This is a genomic window from Rhizobium leguminosarum (assembly GCF_004123835.1).
In the GTDB taxonomy this organism is placed as follows: domain Bacteria; phylum Pseudomonadota; class Alphaproteobacteria; order Rhizobiales; family Rhizobiaceae; genus Rhizobium; species Rhizobium leguminosarum_M.
Map to the genome: position 1 here is coordinate 102,486 of NZ_MZMU01000011.1, position 18,378 is coordinate 120,863.

Sequence of the window (18,378 nt, forward strand, 5' to 3'; positions counted from 1 at the left end):
GGAAGCCGCCTCGAGAGCGCTTTTGACCGAGAGGGTATTTCCATGAAGAATCTCAGACCTTACACAGCGCGGCTGTTCGCCGCGGTTCTTGCGGCATCCGCCGCCGTTCCGGCCGTCGCAATGGCCGAGAATTCCGCCACCGTCGGCGGCCTCACCTTCGTCAACAAGGGCCTGGTGGGCATCGGCCGCATTCCGGCCAACCAGCGTGACAAATTCGGCGAGACCTTCGGTTCCGGCTCGGGCATGGCGATCGATCCCGCCGCCTGGAGCCGCGACGGCGCTACCTACAAGGGCACGCTCTACCTGTTGCCCGATCGCGGTTATAACGCCGTCGGCACCGTTGATTACCGGCCACGCCTGAACACCATCTCGATCGGCCTGACGCCGACCGCTCCGGGTGCGGCACCCGAGACCGGCAAGGAACAGTCGGGCGTTGACGCAAAGCTGGTCCATTCCACGCCCTTCGTCGACGACAAAGGCGGCGACATGACCGGTCTCGACCCGGAATCCGGCGTCCGCCCCGCTGCCGGCAATTTTCCGCCACTGCCGCAGGCGGTGAACGGCAAGATTGCGCTCGACAATGAAGCCATCATCCGCATGGCCGACGGCAGCATGTTCGTCAGTGACGAATACGGTCCTTATATCTACCACTTCTCGGCCGACGGCCACCTCCTGTCTGCCACCCAGCCGCCGAAGGCGCTTTTGCCGATGCGCAAGGGCGCGTTGAGCTTTGCCTCCAACAATCCCGGCCCCGGCGCCTCCGCTCCGGACCCGAAGGATCCGGAGACCGGCCGCCAGAACAACCAGGGTCTCGAAGGCATGGCGATGACGCCGGACGGTAAGTTCATCATATCAGTGCTGCAATCGGCTGCCCGCCAGGACGGCGGCGATTCCGGCTCGACCCGCCAGAATACCCGCGCCATGATCTATGACGCCGCCGATCCCGATCACCTGAAGCTGGTGCACGAATATGTCGTGCCGCTGCCGGTCTTCAAGGACGCCAAGGACAAGACGACGATCGCCGCCGAGAGCGAAATCGTTGCTCTTTCCGACAAGACCTTCCTGATGCTCACCCGTGACAGCGGCAACGGCCAGGGCCTGAAAGGCGAGACCTCGCTCTACCGCAAGGTCGACATCGTCGACGTTTCCGCCGCGACCGACATTGCCGGCAGCGATTTCGATGACGGCAAGCCGATCGCGCCGAAGGGCGTCGTCGATCCCTCGCTGACACAGGCGACGCTGACACCCTTCATCGACCTCAACGACAAGGCCGATCTCGCCCGCTTCGGCCTGCACAACGGCGCGCCGAACGACAAGAGCAATCTATCGGAAAAATGGGAGGCCATGGGTCTTGCGAGCGTTCTCGACCCGAACCTGCCGGACGACTATTTCCTGTTCGTCGTCAATGACAACGACTTCTTGACGCAGGATGGTTTCCAGGTGGGTGCCGCCTACAAGGCGGACGGCGGTGCCGACGTCGACACCATGTTCCAGGTCTTCCAGGTCACCCTTCCAGGCCTGAAGAAGTAACGAAGCCGCTGAAAAAGGGACGGACGCGCAAACCGCGCGTTCGCCCGCCATATCTAAAAGGAAAGGGTGCGATCCACGACCACCGATGGATGTTTACGATCCTGGGTGCCTACAAACGTAGGTGGGCGCCGTGTGTCCAGGCCCACGGGCCTGGCCAGGGACAGCTCCCTTTGGATCGAGTATGGCCCCAGGGATTGTGGTTCCTGTCGAGAGGCGCAGACCGCATGCCGATATATAAGGTCGTTTGTGCTGACGCGCCAGTGGCGACGGAAGGCCGCCCCTATTTATTTGAGATCAATTGAGTTCGGGTGCGGACCGGCCGTTCAGCTTGTCGGTGATGCCGCGGATGCGGCTCGACACTTCACTGAGCGCCGCCGCAAGATTTTCCTCGGTCCGGGCGGTGGCGGCAAGCACCGTATCGCGATTGCCGCGCAGCGTCTCGAGTTCGGACTCCAATCCGGCGACACGGCGCGTCAGCTCGGCAATCTCGTCCATGATCATGATGCCGGCCATGACGGTGATCCTGAGATCGCCGATTTCCCCGAACTGATCCTTGAGATGGCCGACATAGCGGTCGAAGCGGGTGGCGAGATCGGTCAGGTGATCCTCCTGCCCTTCCTCGCAAGCCATGCGATAGGCCTTGCCGTCGATCGTTACCGTCACCTGCGCCATGCCAAACTCTTTCTATCAGCGATCCAGAACTGCGCGGATCGTTTCCATGGCCGTCACCAGCCGCCGCGATACCTCGCGATTGACCTCTTCCAGCCGGTTGGCGCGGAATTCGGCCTGGTCGAGCTCCTGCGCCAGCCGCGAACGGTCGGCGTGCACACGCCGCACCTCGCCCTCGATCTCGCCCTGCTCGCGCTGCCGCTCGACGCGCATGTCGACGGCGTTTTCGAGGCTCGATATCGCCTGTCTCAATTCGTTGAGCGCTGCTTCCATGGTTTTGCCTGTGGGCATCATGTCTTTCCGATTCGCGCGCAGGATCCGCGAATCGGCACGCCGCGCCGATCCTGCGATTTAAAAAGGATATGCAGCTCGCCGACGGCCCGTCAATAAATCCTGTCCCTTGCCCACCGGCCTATCCTGTGGATGAGCGTTTTACATAGGCTCGTCACATCAGATTCGTCATTTGTACAATCGCGCGATCAAATGTCAAAAATCGCCGCCGCCAGCCCGGATTTGGCCTGCCATTTATTGACTTGCCCGTCCCAACTGCTATGTCTCTGCCGCTTTCACTCGATGGTCTTGGAGGCTCGAGGCCATCCCCCGACACCCGGAACTTGCGGAAAAGCCATGACCTCTCCCGAACAACACGACCGGATGGCGAATGCGATCCGTTTTCTTGCCATGGACGCCGTCGAAAAGGCGAACTCCGGCCACCCGGGCATGCCGATGGGCATGGCTGACGTGGCAACGGTCCTGTTCACCAAATATCTGAAGTTCGATCCGAAGAAGCCGCACTGGCCGAACCGCGATCGCTTCGTGCTGTCGGCCGGCCATGGCTCGATGCTGCTCTATTCGCTGCTGTATCTGACCGGCTATCCTGACATGACGATCGAAGATCTGAAGCAGTTCCGTCAGCTCGGATCGAAGACCGCCGGCCATCCGGAATACGGCCACGCGACCGGCATCGAAACGACGACCGGTCCGCTCGGCCAGGGTATTGCCAATTCCGTCGGCATGGCGATTGCCGAACGCAAGCTGCGCGAGGAGTTCGGCTCCGATCTCCAGGATCACTATACCTATGCGATCTGCGGCGACGGCTGCCTGATGGAGGGCATCAGCCATGAAGCCATCGCGCTCGCTGGCCACCTGAAGCTCAACAAGCTCATCCTGTTCTGGGACAACAACTCGATCACCATCGACGGCGCCGTGTCGCTGTCGGACTCCACCGATCAGATCGCCCGCTTCAAGGCGGTACACTGGAACACGATCGAGATTGACGGTCACGATCAGGCCGCTATCGCTGACGCGATCGAAGCTGCCCACAAGTCCGACCGCCCGACCTTCATCGCCTGCAAGACGATCATCGGCTTCGGCGCCCCGAACAAGCAGGGCACCCACAAGGTCCACGGCAACCCGCTCGGCGCCGAAGAAATTGCGGCCACCCGCAAGGCACTGAACTGGGAAGCCGAAGCCTTCGTTATCCCGGCGGACGTTCTCGACAGCTGGCGTGCAGCCGGCGCCCGCTCCGTCGACCTCGTCAAGACCTGGGAAGACGGCCTCGCCAAGGCTCCGGCCAGGGCCGAGTTCACCCGCCGCATGGCAGGCGAGCTGCCGGAAGGCTTCGACGCTGCGATCAGCGCATATAAGAAGAAGCTCGCCGAGACCAAGCCGACGGTTGCGACCCGCAAGGCTTCGGAAGACGCGCTTGAGGTCATCAACGGCTTCCTTCCGGAAACGCTCGGCGGCTCCGCCGACCTGACGCCGTCGAACAACACCAAGACCAGCCAGATGCATTCGATCACGCCGACGGATTTCGCCGGTCGTTACATGCATTGGGGCATCCGCGAGCATGGCATGGCGTCTGCCATGAACGGCATTGCGCTGCATGGCGGCCTCATCCCCTATAGCGGCGGCTTCCTGATCTTCTCGGATTATTGCCGCCCGCCCATCCGCCTTGCTTCGCTGATGGGCATCCGCGTCATTCACGTCCTGACGCATGACTCGATCGGCGTCGGCGAGGACGGCCCGACGCACCAGCCGGTCGAACAGCTCGCCGGTCTGCGCGCCATCCCGAACCTGATGGTCTTCCGTCCGGCCGACGCCACGGAAACGGCGGAATGCTGGCAGATCGCCATCAAGACGCACAACCGTCCTTCGGGTCTTGCTCTGACCCGTCAGAACCTGCTCGCAGCCCGCACCGAATTCAGCGAAAAGAACCTTTGCGAACAGGGCGCCTATGTGCTCGCTGGCATTGCCGACGCCAAGGTGACGATCTTCGCCTCCGGCTCGGAAGTCGAAATCGCCGTTGCGGCCCGTACGGCGCTGGAAGCCAAGGGCGTCACCGTCCGCGTCGTATCGGTTCCCTGCACGGAATTGTTCTTCGAGCAGCCGGAAGCCTATCGCAAGGAGATCCTCGGCAACTCGCCGGTCAAGATCGCCGTCGAAGCCGCCGTTCGCGAAGGCTGGGATGCTTTCATCGGACCGGAAGGCACCTTCATCGGCATGAAGAGCTTCGGCGCTTCCGGCCCGGTCAAGGAAGTCTACAAGCATTTCGGCATCACTGCCGACGCCGTCGTTGCGGCCGCGGAAGCAAAGCTTTAATGAGGGCGCCTTGAGGCGCTCTCCATCTCCTCAAATCCAGGCCCTCATCTATCGGGGCCCTACTCTATCGGGAGTGAATGAACATGACAGTCAAGGTTGCCATTAACGGTTTCGGCCGCATCGGCCGCAACGTCCTTCGCGCCATCGTCGAATCCGGCCGCACCGACATCGAAGTCGTCGCCATCAACGATCTCGGCCCGGTCGAAACCAACGCCCACCTGCTGCGCTACGACTCAATCCACGGCCGCTTCCCGGCAACGGTGAAGGTCGAGGGTGACTCGATCATCGTCGGCAACGGCAAGCCGATCAAGGTCACGGCAATCAAGGATCCGGCAACGCTTCCGCACCGCGAACTCGGCGTCGACATCGCGATGGAATGCACCGGCATCTTCACCGCCCGCGACAAGGCTGCCGCTCATCTGACTGCCGGCGCCAAGCGCGTCATCGTCTCGGCTCCTGCCGACGGCGCCGACCTGACGGTCGTCTTCGGCGTCAACGATGACCAGCTCACCAAGGAGCACATGGTCATCTCCAACGCGTCCTGCACCACCAACTGCCTGGTGCCGGTCGTGAAGGTTCTCGACGACGCCGTCGGCATCGACCATGGTTTCATGACGACCATCCACTCCTACACCGGCGACCAGCCGACGCTCGACACGATGCACAAGGACCTGTATCGCGCCCGCGCTGCTGCCCTCTCCATGATCCCGACCTCGACGGGCGCTGCCAAGGCTGTCGGCCTCGTCATGCCGCACCTCAAGGGCAAGCTCGACGGCACCTCGATCCGCGTTCCGACCCCGAACGTTTCCGTCGTCGACTTCAAGTTCGTCGCCAAGAAGGCGACCAGCGTCGGCGAAATCAACGAAGCCATCAAGGCTGCTGCAAACGGCAAGCTGAAGGGCATCCTCGGCTACACCGACGAGCCGCTCGTCTCCCGTGACTTCAACCACGACAGCCACTCCTCGATCTTCGCAACCGATCAGACCAAGGTCATGGAAGGCAACTTCGTGCGCGTTCTGTCCTGGTACGATAACGAGTGGGGCTTCTCCAGCCGCATGTCCGACACGGCAGTCGCTTTCGCCAAGCTCATCTGAGCGCTCTTGAGGCATCGACATGCAAAGCGGCCCGGAAACCGGGCCGCTTTTTGTTGCTGTGCCTTCGAACGACACCAGCCTTCCCTGCTCTGGTATCTTTTCGTCCATCGCCGGGATGGGATCTGTTAGGATAACTCAGCTGGACATTCCAGAATGCCCAGTTTCCTCGCGCCTCATCGGCCGCCGGCCAGGCGCGGAACGCCAATACCCGTGCGGTAGCACTGATGCCCGCATGAAAATGTGAGAGATGGATGGATTATTTTACCGTTGAAATCGCCGGCCGCGCCGTTGCCAGTTTTCGCTCGGAAAATCACGAGGAAGCGACGCATTTCTTCGAGGCGGAAGACTTTCGCGACGATCTGACCGTCCTGGAATCCGAAGGCAAGCCTCTTTGGGACCGCAAAGCGGCCCTGAGCTTACGCAAGGCAACGGCCGAGGAAGCAAGCGAAGTCGAGCACGCCTATGAATTCGACGATGATCCCGAACGGACCATCGAGGACGAGTTCGTCGTATTCCTGGTCCCGGTCGCGGATCTGACCGACGAGAGCGAGGAAACAGAAGACTGACCGACGATCCGCATCTTTTTCCGGTTTTGAAGTCATATAGAAGCGCCGCCGTTCGCAGGACAGGATGGCGGTGCAGTTGAGGCTGCCTCGGGTTCGAATTCGATAGACGTCCCTGCGCGAAACCATCATCGACGAATTCCCTGGCCGCAAGGATGGATCACGGGTTGGCAATCCGCTGGCCAAGCGTGCTAGATTGAGGAAATGCACAGCGCTGCACAATGGCTAAAATGAGCCAAGTGGAGGTGATAAATGGTAGAGGCACAAAAACGCTTGTCCCACACCACCCTCAAACGGCGGCAGCGGTTTCACCCCAAGCGCGACGTCAGACCTGCCGTGCTGGCAAAGGCTAATCGTCTGGTCATCTGGGTCGCCGCGTTCATAGGCCTCTCGTTTCTCGCCATCGTCATACTTCAGGCAGTGTTGGGATAGCAGAGCAAGGGCCGGCCGCTTCTGGCACAAAACTACAGCCGGGGCTCTCGCTGGGCGGCCGGCATTTCCACCCGATATCGAAAAATCTCAGCGTTCATTTTCCCCGCTCTCCGCATCCGCGCGTGCAATCCATTCTTCCCGTCATTGGACAAGCAAACGGGCCGCGTGAAAGGAGGAGCGCGTCTTATTCTGTTGCCATTCGCAGATACCGGCAGGAAAAATCCGTGCCTGTCTCTTTTGCCCTGCTCTCGCCTGATTTTCCTATACATTCTTTATAGAGAATTTCTCCCGTAGCATTCCGTGTCGGTTGGCCGTCCGGCAGCCGTTCAGCAGCATGATGCAGCATCGCGACGAGGTTAAGCCGCAAGGCCTACCCTTCTCTGACGTTTTGCCGTTTACTGACGGATCGCCACGCGTGACGGAGGGGTTGAATAAAGGCGGATCGGCCGGGGCGGCTGTGTTCGCGAAGCAGTCGATGGAAAGGGGTGGGCATGGAAGCGTTCTATATCGTGGTGCTGGTTTCGACGGCGCTCGTGCTTCTTGCCGCTTTTTCGAGCCTGCTCGCCTTCCGCTTCGGCGCTCCCCTGCTGCTGCTCTTCCTGATGATCGGCCTTGCCGCGGGCGTCGATGGCCTCGGCATCGAGTTCAGCAACAATTATCTCGCCTATATTCTCGGCTCCATCGCGCTGGCCGTCATCCTCTTCGATTCCGGCTTCGGCACGCCGATGCAGGCCTTCCGGCTGGCGGCCGTGCCCTCTCTGGCGCTCGCCTCGGTCGGTGTGCTGATCACCGCCTCGCTCTTTGCCTTCGCCGCCATGTGGCTTTTGAATTTCACCTGGCTGGAAGGTCTGCTGCTCGGCTCGATCGTCGCATCGACGGATGCCGCCGCCGTCTTCTTCCTGTTGCGCATCGGCGGCATCAACATCCGCGACAAGGTGCGCTCGACGCTGGAAGTCGAATCCGGCACCAACGACCCGATGGCGATCTTCCTCACCATCGCCCTCGTCGAGGTGCTGGCGAGCGGCGAGCGTTACGCCGGCATCAATATCGGCATGCTCGCCATGTTCGTGCAGCAGATGGGCCTCGGCGTCATTCTCGGCCTGCTCGGCGGCATGATGATCGTGCTGATCGTCAGCAAGCTCGATACCGATCGCGGCCTGACGCCGATCTTCGTGCTGGCGCTTGCTCTTCTCGTCTTTTCCTTCACCGGCGCGGTTGGCGGCAGCGGCTTCCTCGCCGTCTATGTCGCCGGTATCTACGCCGGAAACCGGAAGATGCAGGCAATCGGCACCATCAAGCGCTTCCAGGACGGCATGACCTGGCTGGCGCAGATCATCATGTTCCTGGTGCTCGGCCTGCTCGCCACGCCGTCGCAATTCCCTGTCATCATTGTGCCGGCCATCCTGCTCGCCCTCTTCCTGATCTTCGTCGCCCGGCCGTTGGCGATCTGGCTGTCGCTGCTTCCCTTCGATTACACGCAGCAGGAAATCGGCTTCGTTGCCTGGGTCGGCCTGCGCGGCGCCGTCTCCATCCTGCTTGCCATCATGCCGATCCTCGGCGGGCTGGAAAACGGCCAGATCTATTTCAACACCGCCTTCATCATCGTGCTGGTCTCGCTGCTCCTCCAGGGCTGGACGATCAAACCCGTCGCCAAGAAGCTCGGGCTGATCATTCCGCCGCGCATCGGCGCCGTCGACAAGGTCGAGGTCGACCTGCCGGGCGCGGCCAACCACGAACTGCTCTCCTACCGCGTCATCAAGGATAGCCCGGTGCTGCGCGGCGAGCGCATTCCGCGCTGGGCGACCCCCTCGCTCGTCATCCGCGACGGCAAGTCGATGCGCTATCAATATGCCGGGCGGCTGCGCGAGCACGATCTCGTCTACCTCTTCATCGTGCCGAGCTATTCCCGCCTGCTCGACCGGCTCTTCGCCAGCCGGGCGCCGGTGGACGACGACGATGCAGAATTCTTCGGGGCCTTCGCGCTCTCTCCCGCCCGCCCCGCCGCCGATCTCGACGCCGCCTATGGCCCCGGCCTGCTCAACGAATCCGAAAAGGGCCTGACGATCGCCGAATTGATGCGACAGCGCCTCGGCGGCAAGGCCGATTATGCCGACCGCGTCCGCCTCGGCTCGATCATCCTCATCGTCCGCGATCTCGACGAGCACGATCACATCACCTCCGTCGGCATGTCGCTCGAAGCAGTCGAACCAGCAATTACGCTGCCGATCTTCCTCAATCTCAAGGACATCATCCAGCGCATCCGCGACCGACTGAAAGGACGCCGGAACCGGGAAACCGTAGCCTCCGAAAGCCCGCCGAAACCGCCGGCCGGACGCGACGAAGGCACACGCGAAAACGGCCGCTGAACGCCTTGCGTCTCGAATGATCCTTGCTATGTTCGGCGCAACTTTCGCCAACCACGACAGGATCCTCCCCATGCCTTCTTTCAAGACCCTCGACGATCTTTCCGACATCCGCGGCAAGCGCGTTCTCGTCCGCGTCGACCTCAACGTCCCGGTGAAAGACGGCAAGGTCACCGATGTGACGCGTATCGAGCGTGTGGCGCCGACGATCCTTGAATTGTCCGAAAAGGGTGCCAAGGTGATCCTACTGGCCCATTTTGGCCGGCCGAAGGATGGCCCTTCGCCGGATCTGTCGCTGTCGCTGATTGCCCCTTCCGTTGAGGAAGTGCTTGATCATCCCGTGCTGACGGCCTCCGACTGCATCGGCGAAGCCGCCGCCTCCGCCGTTGCCGCGATGAATGACGGCGATATCCTGCTTCTGGAAAACACCCGCTTCCACAAGGGCGAGGAAAAGAACGACGCAGACTTCACCAAGGCGCTTGCCGCCAATGGCGACATCTATGTCAACGACGCCTTTTCGGCCGCCCACCGCGCCCATGCCTCGACCGAGGGTCTTGCCCATCACCTGCCGGCCCATGCCGGCCGCACCATGCAGGCCGAGCTGGAGGCGCTGGAGAAGGGCCTCGGTGATCCCGCTCGCCCTGTCGTCGCGATCGTCGGCGGCGCCAAGGTCTCCACCAAGATCGACCTGTTGATGAACCTCGTGAAGAAGGTCGATGCGCTCGTCATCGGCGGCGGCATGGCCAATACCTTCATCGCCGCCCGCGGCACCAATGTCGGCAAGTCGCTCTGCGAACACGATCTCGCCGAAACCGCCAGGCAGATCATGATCGAGGCCGCGACCGCCGGCTGCGCCATCATCCTGCCCGAGGATGGCGTGATTGCCCGCGAGTTCAAGGCGGGTGCCGCCAACGAGACGGTCGATATCAACGCCATTCCTGCCGATGCCATGGTGCTGGATGTCGGCCCGAAATCCGTTGAGGCCATCAACGCCTGGATCGAACGCGCCGCAACCCTGGTCTGGAACGGCCCGCTCGGCGCCTTTGAGATCGCACCCTTCGATGCTGCGACGGTCGCTGCTGCGAAATTCGCCGCTGGGCGCACGGTAGCCGGCAAGCTCACCTCCGTTGCCGGCGGCGGCGACACCGTCTCGGCGCTCAACCATGCCGGCGTTGCCGACGATTTCACCTATGTCTCGACCGCCGGCGGCGCCTTCCTCGAATGGATGGAAGGCAAAGAGCTTCCCGGCGTCGCCGTCCTCAACGCTGCTAAATAGTCGCCAACACCGATTTCGCAGATTTTACATGTGCATAGACCGTGGAAAGAAAAACAGCTTCCGCGGTCTTTTGCTCAGATGATGAAAAATATCCCAGATTTTCAAACGATTGAATTCAATTCAATCGTTTCAATGACTTAGCCTTCCATTTTCCTCGCTATAAACTTCTGTTATCCGCGTTCTATATTCCTGAAGTGCCGATGTTTATTGTTGTGGAGAGAACGAAATGAGCGAACGACTGGAAGACATTGCAGTGCAGATGGTTACGGGCGGCCGGGGGCTGCTCGCCGCCGATGAATCGACCTCCACCATCAAGAAGCGTTTCGACGCGATCAATCTCGAATCGACCGAAACCAGCCGGCGCGACTACCGCGAAATGCTCTTCCGCTCCGACGAAGCGATGAAGAAATACATCTCCGGCGTCATCCTCTTCGAAGAGACCCTGTTCCAGAAGGCCGCGGACGGCACACCCTTCGTCGATATCATCCGCGCAGCCGGCGCCATCCCCGGCATCAAGGTCGATACAGGCGCCAAGCCGATGGCCAAATATCCCGCTGAAACCATCACCGAAGGCCTCGACGGCCTCCGCGAGCGACTTGCCAGATATTATGAAGCCGGCGCCCGCTTCGCCAAGTGGCGCGGCGTCATTGCCATCTCGTCGACCTTGCCGACCCGCGGTTCCGTCCGCGCCAACGCTCAGGCGCTTGCTCGTTATGCCGCACTTTGCCAGGAAGCCGGGATCGTTCCGATCGTCGAGCCGGAATGCCTGATGGACGGCAAACCGGGCGACCACAATATCGACCGCTGCGCCGAAGTCACCGAATCCACGCTGCGCATCGTTTTCGAGGAACTCGCCGATGCCCGCGTCAACCTCGAAGGCATGATCCTCAAGCCGAACATGGTGATCGACGGCAAGAACGCCCGCAAGGCCTCGGTCGCGGAAGTTGCTGAACGCACCGTCAAGGTGCTGAAGGCGACCGTTCCTCCTGCTGTTCCCGGCATCGCCTTCCTTTCCGGCGGCCAGACGACCGAAGAGGCGACAGCCCATCTTTCGGCGATCAATGCCAGCGGCGACCTGCCCTGGTTCGTCACCTTCTCCTACGGCCGCGCCCTGCAGGACAGCGCGCTCAGGGCCTGGAACGGCAAGCAGGAAAACGTCGCTGCCGGCCAACGCGAATTCACCCACCGCGCCGAGATGAACAGCCTTGCCGCCAAGGGCAACTGGAAGAAAGACCTGGAAAAGGCCGCCTGAGTTTTTTGGAGCTTGGGATTCCGGGCGGAGCGGCAACCACAACGTTGCCGCTCCTGTCCGATCCCCTTCGCCTCCCCCACCTGTGCCTGTCACATTGGGGGAGAAGCGCAGCGCCGCCACATACCCCTTCCCCCAGCGGGGAGAAGATGCCGGCAGGCAGATGAGGGGGTGAGCAGCAAAGCTGCGAATGCGCTGAGCGTCAGCGAAGGGCAATAACGAATCACGCGCCGTGTGGCCCCTTATCCGACCCTTCGGGCCACCTTCTCCCCGCTGGGGAGAAGAGCGAGCAAGAAAACCAACCCAGCGCCCAATCACACACATCCCTCATCATTGTCACGGCGACAAGAAACCGCTTCGTCCCGTCAAAGTCCGTGATTATTCATAGCGGCCCGCCACAACAGGAGCCGCGATGAACACCATCTCCTACGTCACCGTCGATGTCTTCACCTCCACCCGCTTCGAGGGCAATCCGCTTGCCGTTATCTCCGATGCCCGCGGTCTGAGCGATGCGGCGATGCAAAAGATCGCCACCGAGTTCAATTATTCCGAAGTCACCTTCGTCCTGCCGCCGGAAGACGTTCAAAATTCCGCTCGCGTGCGCATCTTCACCCCGACGATGGAAATACCCTTTGCCGGCCATCCGAACGTCGGCACAGCCTATGTGCTTGGCCAGCAGGCGGAGATTTTCGGCAAGCCGGTCGGCGATACGCTGCGTTTCGAGGAAAAGGCCGGCATCGTCGAAGTCAGCCTGAAACGCAGCGGCGGAAAGGTTGCTGCTGCCGCCATCCGCGCGCCGCAGCCGCTGACGATCGGCGACACCATAGCCGCGCAAACCATCGCCGGCTGCGTCTCGCTCGACCCCAGCGTCATCGTCGACACCACCCATGCCCCGCTCTTTGCCTCGGTCGGCCTGAACTTCGCCATCGCACAGCTGAACGGGCTCGAAGCGCTGGCCGCCGCCCGCCCGAACCTTGCCGGGTTCCAGGCAGCTGCCGGCCGCCAGACGACCAGCGGCCACGACTTCTCGCTCTTCCTTTATGTGAGGACAGCCGAAAATCCGTGGAATATTCGCGCCCGCATGTTTGCGCCCCTCGATAACGTGCCCGAAGATCCGGCAACGGGCAGCGCTTCGGCGGCACTCGGCGCCTATCTCGTCTCGCTTGCGCCGGAGGCCGATATGAACGTCCGCATCACCATTGAACAGGGCGTCGAAATGGGCCGCCGCAGCGTCATCACCCTTGATGTCGTGAAATCCAACGGCATCGTCACCGATGTCGTCATCTCGGGAGGCTGCGTTTCCGTCATGCGCGGAGAAATTAGCTTGCAAGATTGACGGTCGCAGCCCGGACCGGGGGCTACATCAGGAAATCGCGCGAAAGCAGAGCCACTGCCCAGACGGCGAAAGCGATCAGCGCGAGCTTCCAGAAATCCATTCGCCGCCTGAGGCCGGGAAGCCCGAGCGGCTTGATCAGCTGTATCGCCATGGCAAGGATGAGCAGCAAGGCTATCAGCTTTGTCATGCTTTATTTTTTCCGTTTTTCGGAATGTCACAGGACGGACATTTTTCCGCGCGAACACAGGATCTCGACACGCCGTAAAGACATTCCGGGGCACAATCAATCATCTTGAGGCTGGGCTGACGCAGGTCCTGCCTTATGTCATTGCAAATCGCTAAGACCGAGTCTGGGGAAATGAAGAGAAATCTGCTGTCCGTCGCCGCGCTGCTCTTTGGCACGCTCTTCCTTTTCATGGGCAACGGCCTGCAGGGCATCCTGCTTCCCGTGCGCGGCAATCTCGAAGGCTACGCGACGACGACGCTCGGCCTGCTCGGAACCTCGTGGGCGGGAGGCTTCGTCATTGGCTGCCTGGTTGCGCCGAAGATCGTCCGTCGCGTCGGCCATGTGCGTGCCTTTTCCGGCTTTATCTCGGTCATCGCCATCATCGCGCTGGTCAGCGGTATCATCATCGATCCGGTCTGGTGGGTGGTCCTGCGCGCCGTCACCGGCTTCTCCACCGCCGGCACGTCGATGATCATTGAAAGCTGGCTGAACGAGCGCGCCAGCAACGAGAGCCGCGGCATGATCTTCTCACTCTATATCGGCATCACACTCATCGGCGTCGTCGGCGGCCAGATGATGATCCCGCTCGAGGATGTGCGCACGCCGGTGCTGTTCATGATCTGCGGCATTTTCTATTGCATCGCCATGCTGCCGACGACGCTGTCGACCGCCGCTTCGCCGCAACCGCTGAAGGCGGTGCGCCTCGATCTGCCGGCGCTCTATCGCAACTCGCCGGTCTCCTGCCTCGGCATCCTGCTCGTCGGCATCGCCAACGGTGCCTACGGCACGCTCGCCCCTGTATTCGGCGCCGGCGCCGGCCTCTCCGACGCCAGCATCGCCGTCATGATGAGCGCCACCATCTTCGCCGGGGCGGTGATGCAGCTGCCGGCCGGCCGGCTTTCCGATCGCATCGACCGGCGTTACGTGCTCGCCGCCATGTCGGGGATCGCCGCCCTTGCCGGCCTGCTGATCTTCCTGCTCCACCCGACGTCGCCCGCTTTGCTGATCGGGCTCGTCGTCCTTTACGGCGCCGTGGCGAATACGCTCTATCCGATCGCCGTCGCCCACGCGAACGACTTCGCGGCGTCGGAGGATTTCGTCAAGGTCTCGGGCGGCTTGCTGCTGCTCTATGGCATCGGTACGGTGATCGGCCCGACGCTCAGCGGTCCCGTCATGTCGGCGATCACTCCGCATGCGCTTTTCCTCGTCACCGCCATCGCCCATGTGCTGATCACCGTTTATGCCATCATCAGGAGCCGCATCCGGGCCGCGGTCCCCGCCAGCGACCGAGACGCCTACACCACGATCCCGACCGGCACCTCGGCGATCCTGACACCGCAAAGCATGTCGCTTGCCGATCGCGGCGCCGGCAAACCTCCCGAAACCGGAAAGTCTCCCGAAAGCGACGATCCTGCTGTAAAGTTTGGTTAGGCAGCGAACGGAGGACGAACCATGAGCTTCATCGATGATGACCGGCCGCAGAAGAAAGTCGCCCATGAGATCGGCACCGATCTCTCCATGCTTTCGGTCGACGAATTGAAGGCGCGGGTGGAATTGCTGAAGACGGAGATCGCCCGTCTCGAGGCCGAGGCCGCCCGCAAAGCCTCCGGGCGGCAGGCGGCGGAAAGCTTCTTCCGCTCGTGATCCGATAAAAACCCCGAAAAACAAGGCTATAGGCGGATAAAATAGCCCGCCTCAAGTCTTAATCCGGCACAATGTTAATAAAATATTAAGCTTTATAAGGTATTACTGTATTCATCCGGATTTCCTCTGGATCTCAGACAGTTTTCCAAGCGGTGAATTGGTCTGATTTTTCTCCCTGTTTTACCTTGAGAGCCGCGTTTGCGGCTCTTCTTTTTCCTATGGCCGGCGCACTTCCACGAAACTGTGGAGATTAACCCTTTCTTAAGAAACGGCTTGCGCATTTGGGCTAATGATACCATCTTAAAGTCATAAAGACCGGGCCTGGAAACTTTTCCATCGGCGCCGGCGTTACCTGAATATATGTAGCTGCGTGCGAACAGGGACTATTGCGATGTCGGAAGTTGGATTGAACACGATCAGTTTTGCAGGCCGCGCCGCTGCATCCTCGCAGTTCAAGGCACTTTATGCGGAAGGCATGTCGCTGGTCGAAGAGACGGCCGCCTATCTCGACGGTCAGGGCCGCGCCGCCTCCAAGGTTCTGCCGCGGATGGCCTCGGTTCTCTACGCTGCGGAATCGATGCGTCTCACCACCCGCCTGATGCAGATGGCCTCCTGGCTGCTGTTGCAGCGCGCCGTCAACAATGGCGAAATGTCTCGTGACCAGGTGCTGGCCGAGAAGAACAAGGTTCGCCTCGACGGCTTCAACGTCGACCGCGCCGCACCCGGCTGGGGCGACCTGCCGGAATCCTTCCGCGACCTCGTCGAACGCTCGCTGCGTTTGCAGAACCGCATTGCGCTGCTCGACCGCGAGATCTACCGCCCGTCCGAAGCGGTGATCGTTCATGATAATCAGAACAGCGTCCAGGCCCAGCTTTCCCTGCTGCAGACCGCCTTCGGCAACAACTGACCGGATCCGCAAGAATTCGAATACAAACCGGCTGCGTCTTACGCGGCCGGTTTTTTATTTGCCGCTGAACGTAGGCATCCCTACAGCGTCCTTTGCGCGTCCGAAAAGGCGCGCGGCACTGTAAGCCGTTGCGAACGCAAAAAAGCCCGGTAAAACCGGGCTCTCTTCGAATTCCGTCGAGCAGAAGCGATTAGAGGCCGAGGCCGCCGAAACGCTTGTTGAACTTGGAGACGCGGCCACCGCGGTCCATGAGCTGCTGGTTGCCGCCGGTCCAGGCCGGATGCGACTTGGAATCGATTTCGAGGTTCATGACAGCGCCTTCCGAGCCCCAGGTCGAGCGGGTTTCGTACTCAGTGCCATCGGTCATGACCACCTTGATCATGTGATATTCGGGATGGATGCCTGCCTTCATAACAATCTTCCTGCGATACCGGAGTTCAATTTGCCGCATGCAGTTGCGGCCAACGAACCGATTGAATAAATGAAGCCGCAGTCGGATGGCTACGGCTTCCCATTAGGATGCGGTGCCTATACATGAAGGACGCCGGGATAACAAGAGCCAACAGGCCGCATTGCGCGGGCCCTGCGGGCGATCGGAGACGATTTGGCAGAGCAGGCACGGGCTGAGGAAAACAAGAAGCGATCGCTGCGACCGCTCGGCAGGCTGACGCCCTATGTCATGCGTTATCGTGGCCTGGTGGCCGGTGCGCTGATGTCGCTGGCGCTTGCCGCCATTACCTCGCTGGCGCTGCCGCTCGCCGTGCGGCGCATGATCGATCACGGCTTCACCCAGTCCGACGGCCGCTTCATCAACAGCTACTTCGCCATGCTGATGGTCATGGCCATCGTGCTCGCGGTCGCCAGCGCGCTGCGCTATTATTTCGTCATCACCATCGGCGAGCGCATCGTCGCCGATCTTCGCCGCGATGTCTTTTCCCATGTGACCAGGCTGTCGCCCTCCTTCTTCGACGTCAACCAATCCGGCGAGATCGTCTCGCGGCTGACCGCCGATACGACGCAGATCAAGTCCGCCGTCGGCGCCACCGCCTCGGTGGCGCTCAGGAACTTCATCCTCTGTATCGGCGCCATGGGCATGATGATCGTCACCTCGCCAAAGCTTTCGAGCCTCGTCATCGGAGCGATCCCGCTGATCGTCTTCCCGCTCGTCGCCTTCGGCCGCTCGGTGCGCAAGCGCTCACGCGCCGCCCAGGATACGCTGGCCGATGCCTCCGCCTTCGCCAACGAGACGATCGCCGCGACGCGCACCGTCCAGGCCTTCAACGGCGAGGATGCCGCAGCGACGCGTTACGGCACCGCCGTCGAATCCGCCTATGAGGCCGCCCGCGCCGCCATCCGCTCGCGCGCGCTGCTGACGGGGATCGCCATCACGCTGATCTTCGGCAGTGTCGTTGCCGTGCTCTGGGTCGGCGCCCACAGCGTGCTTGCCGGCACGCTTTCGGCCGGCACGCTCGGCCAGTTCCTGCTCTATGCCGTCATCTCCGCCGGTTCGCTGGGCGCGCTGTCGGAGGTCTGGGGTGAACTCTCGCAGGCTGCCGGTGCCGCAGACCGGCTGACCGAGCTTCTCGACGAGGTCTCGCCGATTACCGCTCCCGCCAGCCCTGAGCCGCTTCCTTCGCCCAGCCGCGGCCGCGTCGAATTCTCAGGCGTGCATTTTGCCTATCCCTCGCGCCCCGGCAGATCGGCGCTGCATGGCTTAAGCTTCGCGATCACGCCGGGTGAGACCGTCGCCATCGTCGGCCCTTCCGGTGCCGGCAAGAGCACCGTCTTTTCGCTGCTGCTACGCTTCTACGATCCCCAGCAGGGCAGCGTGAAGATCGATGGTGTCGATGCGCAGCTGACGACGCCCGACGAGTTGCGCCAGCGCATCGCCATCGTGCCGCAGGACGTCACCATCTTTGCCGCCTCGATCCATGACAACATCGCCTTCGGCCGTCCCGGCGCCTCGCGTGACGAGGTCCGCGCCGCAGCTCTTGCCGCGCAGGCCGACGAATTCATCGCCCGGCTGGACCAGGGTTATGAGACCGAGGTCGGCGAACGCGGCATCACGCTCTCCGGCGGCCAGCGACAGCGCATCGCCATTGCCCGCGCCATCCTGAAGAACGCGCCCGTGCTGCTGCTCGATGAGGCGACCTCTGCGCTTGACGCCGAAAGCGAGACGCTGGTTCAGAAGGCGCTCGACGGCCTGGTGGACGGCCGCACGACGCTCGTCATCGCCCATCGCCTGGCAACAGTGCTGAAGGCCGACCGCATTCTCGTCATGGATCAGGGCCGGGTCGTCGAAGAGGGCACGCATCAGAGCCTGATCCGTCACGGCGGCATCTATGCGCGGCTGGCGCGGCTGCAATTCGACGCCGCCAACGAGGATGTGCTCGCCGCCGCGAAATAGCCGGCGCGCACTTCTCCCGCCAACAGCGACTAAAGTCTGAACCCGCCGCGCTTCTCTGCGGTTGTCTTTCGCGCGTCCTGC

Annotated in this window: 17 protein-coding genes and 1 other RNA gene; 13 read left to right on the top strand and 5 right to left on the bottom strand. The window is 61.7% G+C overall.

Going from position 1 to position 18,378, the window contains the following annotated elements:
- Positions 1 to 42: 42 nt before the first annotated feature.
- Positions 43 to 1,530: an esterase-like activity of phytase family protein gene (locus tag B5P46_RS16235; RefSeq protein WP_129419549.1), complete on the top strand. Its 1,488-nt coding sequence runs from the start codon at positions 43 to 45 to the stop codon at positions 1,528 to 1,530.
- Positions 1,531 to 1,596: 66 nt separating this feature from the next.
- Here the strand turns inward: B5P46_RS16235 and ssrS are convergent.
- The 3 genes from ssrS to B5P46_RS16250 all read right to left on the bottom strand — a co-directional run bounded on the left by ssrS (position 1,597) and on the right by B5P46_RS16250 (position 2,493).
- A non-coding RNA gene (gene ssrS, locus B5P46_RS16240) (6S RNA) lies at positions 1,597 to 1,755 on the bottom strand.
- A 69-nt stretch (positions 1,756 to 1,824) separates the two neighbouring features.
- On the bottom strand, positions 1,825 to 2,202 hold the full coding sequence (locus tag B5P46_RS16245) for a cell division protein ZapA (protein ID WP_129419550.1): 378 nt from the start codon (positions 2,200 to 2,202) through the stop codon (positions 1,825 to 1,827).
- 15 nt (positions 2,203 to 2,217) lie between these two features.
- Positions 2,218 to 2,493, bottom strand: coding sequence for a DUF4164 domain-containing protein (locus tag B5P46_RS16250; RefSeq protein WP_012758879.1), 276 nt, complete (start codon positions 2,491 to 2,493; stop codon positions 2,218 to 2,220).
- 333 nt (positions 2,494 to 2,826) lie between these two features.
- On the opposite strand from B5P46_RS16250, the gene tkt reads away from it, so the two are divergent.
- The 8 genes from tkt (at position 2,827) to B5P46_RS16290 (ending at position 13,113) form a co-directional block, all read left to right on the top strand.
- Entirely contained in the window at positions 2,827 to 4,800 is a 1,974-nt protein-coding gene (tkt, locus tag B5P46_RS16255) for a transketolase (RefSeq protein WP_129419551.1), read from the top strand.
- An 83-nt stretch (positions 4,801 to 4,883) separates the two neighbouring features.
- Positions 4,884 to 5,894: a type I glyceraldehyde-3-phosphate dehydrogenase gene (gene gap, locus B5P46_RS16260; RefSeq protein ID WP_129419552.1), complete on the top strand. Its 1,011-nt coding sequence runs from the start codon at positions 4,884 to 4,886 to the stop codon at positions 5,892 to 5,894.
- Positions 5,895 to 6,145: 251 nt separating this feature from the next.
- Positions 6,146 to 6,460 carry a hypothetical protein gene (locus tag B5P46_RS16265; RefSeq protein ID WP_129419553.1) on the top strand — a complete coding sequence of 105 codons (315 nt, stop codon included), beginning with the start codon at positions 6,146 to 6,148 and terminating at the stop codon, positions 6,458 to 6,460.
- Between the two features lie 249 nt (positions 6,461 to 6,709).
- Entirely contained in the window at positions 6,710 to 6,889 is a 180-nt protein-coding gene (locus tag B5P46_RS16270; protein WP_129419554.1) for a hypothetical protein, read from the top strand.
- A 491-nt stretch (positions 6,890 to 7,380) separates the two neighbouring features.
- Positions 7,381 to 9,255, top strand: a complete 1,875-nt coding sequence (locus B5P46_RS16275) for a potassium/proton antiporter (protein ID WP_129419555.1) — start codon at positions 7,381 to 7,383, stop codon at positions 9,253 to 9,255.
- 70 nt (positions 9,256 to 9,325) lie between these two features.
- A complete protein-coding gene (locus tag B5P46_RS16280; protein ID WP_206735360.1) occupies positions 9,326 to 10,528 on the top strand; it encodes a phosphoglycerate kinase in 1,203 nt (400 codons plus the stop codon).
- A gap of 226 nt (positions 10,529 to 10,754) precedes the next feature.
- Positions 10,755 to 11,780 carry a class I fructose-bisphosphate aldolase gene (locus B5P46_RS16285; RefSeq protein ID WP_129419557.1) on the top strand — a complete coding sequence of 342 codons (1,026 nt, stop codon included), beginning with the start codon at positions 10,755 to 10,757 and terminating at the stop codon, positions 11,778 to 11,780.
- A gap of 409 nt (positions 11,781 to 12,189) precedes the next feature.
- A complete protein-coding gene (locus B5P46_RS16290) occupies positions 12,190 to 13,113 on the top strand; it encodes a PhzF family phenazine biosynthesis protein (protein ID WP_129419558.1) in 924 nt (307 codons plus the stop codon).
- A 22-nt stretch (positions 13,114 to 13,135) separates the two neighbouring features.
- Here the strand turns inward: B5P46_RS16290 and B5P46_RS34445 are convergent, their stop codons facing one another.
- Positions 13,136 to 13,300: a hypothetical protein gene (locus B5P46_RS34445; RefSeq protein ID WP_164986502.1), complete on the bottom strand. Its 165-nt coding sequence runs from the start codon at positions 13,298 to 13,300 to the stop codon at positions 13,136 to 13,138.
- Positions 13,301 to 13,471: 171 nt separating this feature from the next.
- Between B5P46_RS34445 and B5P46_RS16295 the strand changes: the two genes are divergently transcribed.
- The 3 genes from B5P46_RS16295 (at position 13,472) to B5P46_RS16305 (ending at position 15,890) form a co-directional block, all read left to right on the top strand.
- Entirely contained in the window at positions 13,472 to 14,770 is a 1,299-nt protein-coding gene (locus tag B5P46_RS16295) for an MFS transporter (RefSeq protein ID WP_129419559.1), read from the top strand.
- Positions 14,771 to 14,791: 21 nt separating this feature from the next.
- A complete protein-coding gene (locus B5P46_RS16300; RefSeq protein WP_129419560.1) occupies positions 14,792 to 14,983 on the top strand; it encodes a DUF1192 domain-containing protein in 192 nt (63 codons plus the stop codon).
- Between the two features lie 391 nt (positions 14,984 to 15,374).
- Positions 15,375 to 15,890, top strand: coding sequence for a DUF1465 family protein (locus tag B5P46_RS16305; protein ID WP_003542804.1), 516 nt, complete (start codon positions 15,375 to 15,377; stop codon positions 15,888 to 15,890).
- A 190-nt stretch (positions 15,891 to 16,080) separates the two neighbouring features.
- On the opposite strand, the gene rpmE is transcribed toward B5P46_RS16305, so the two are convergent.
- Complete coding sequence (gene rpmE / locus B5P46_RS16310) at positions 16,081 to 16,302, bottom strand: 50S ribosomal protein L31 (protein ID WP_003542805.1); 222 nt, start codon at positions 16,300 to 16,302, stop codon at positions 16,081 to 16,083.
- Positions 16,303 to 16,494: 192 nt separating this feature from the next.
- Here rpmE and B5P46_RS16315 point away from each other — a divergent pair, with 192 nt between their 5' ends.
- Positions 16,495 to 18,297 (top strand): ABC transporter transmembrane domain-containing protein, encoded by a 1,803-nt coding sequence (locus B5P46_RS16315; RefSeq protein WP_129419561.1) that lies wholly within the window; start codon positions 16,495 to 16,497, stop codon positions 18,295 to 18,297.
- The last annotated feature ends 81 nt before the right edge of the window (positions 18,298 to 18,378 follow it).

Bases quoted from the DNA above. Each gene is read 5' to 3' on its own strand.
- B5P46_RS16235 (WP_129419549.1), top strand. From the start codon at position 43: ATGAAGAATCTCAGACCTTACACAGCGCGGCTGTTCGCCGCGGTTCTT.
- B5P46_RS16245 (WP_129419550.1), bottom strand. From the start codon at position 2,202: ATGGCGCAGGTGACGGTAACGATCGACGGCAAGGCCTATCGCATGGCT.
- B5P46_RS16250 (WP_012758879.1), bottom strand. From the start codon at position 2,493: ATGATGCCCACAGGCAAAACCATGGAAGCAGCGCTCAACGAATTGAGA.
- tkt (WP_129419551.1), top strand. From the start codon at position 2,827: ATGACCTCTCCCGAACAACACGACCGGATGGCGAATGCGATCCGTTTT.
- gap (WP_129419552.1), top strand. From the start codon at position 4,884: ATGACAGTCAAGGTTGCCATTAACGGTTTCGGCCGCATCGGCCGCAAC.
- B5P46_RS16265 (WP_129419553.1), top strand. From the start codon at position 6,146: ATGGATTATTTTACCGTTGAAATCGCCGGCCGCGCCGTTGCCAGTTTT.
- B5P46_RS16270 (WP_129419554.1), top strand. From the start codon at position 6,710: ATGGTAGAGGCACAAAAACGCTTGTCCCACACCACCCTCAAACGGCGG.
- B5P46_RS16275 (WP_129419555.1), top strand. From the start codon at position 7,381: ATGGAAGCGTTCTATATCGTGGTGCTGGTTTCGACGGCGCTCGTGCTT.
- B5P46_RS16280 (WP_206735360.1), top strand. From the start codon at position 9,326: ATGCCTTCTTTCAAGACCCTCGACGATCTTTCCGACATCCGCGGCAAG.
- B5P46_RS16285 (WP_129419557.1), top strand. From the start codon at position 10,755: ATGAGCGAACGACTGGAAGACATTGCAGTGCAGATGGTTACGGGCGGC.
- B5P46_RS16290 (WP_129419558.1), top strand. From the start codon at position 12,190: ATGAACACCATCTCCTACGTCACCGTCGATGTCTTCACCTCCACCCGC.
- B5P46_RS34445 (WP_164986502.1), bottom strand. From the start codon at position 13,300: ATGACAAAGCTGATAGCCTTGCTGCTCATCCTTGCCATGGCGATACAG.
- B5P46_RS16295 (WP_129419559.1), top strand. From the start codon at position 13,472: ATGAAGAGAAATCTGCTGTCCGTCGCCGCGCTGCTCTTTGGCACGCTC.
- B5P46_RS16300 (WP_129419560.1), top strand. From the start codon at position 14,792: ATGAGCTTCATCGATGATGACCGGCCGCAGAAGAAAGTCGCCCATGAG.
- B5P46_RS16305 (WP_003542804.1), top strand. From the start codon at position 15,375: ATGTCGGAAGTTGGATTGAACACGATCAGTTTTGCAGGCCGCGCCGCT.
- rpmE (WP_003542805.1), bottom strand. From the start codon at position 16,302: ATGAAGGCAGGCATCCATCCCGAATATCACATGATCAAGGTGGTCATG.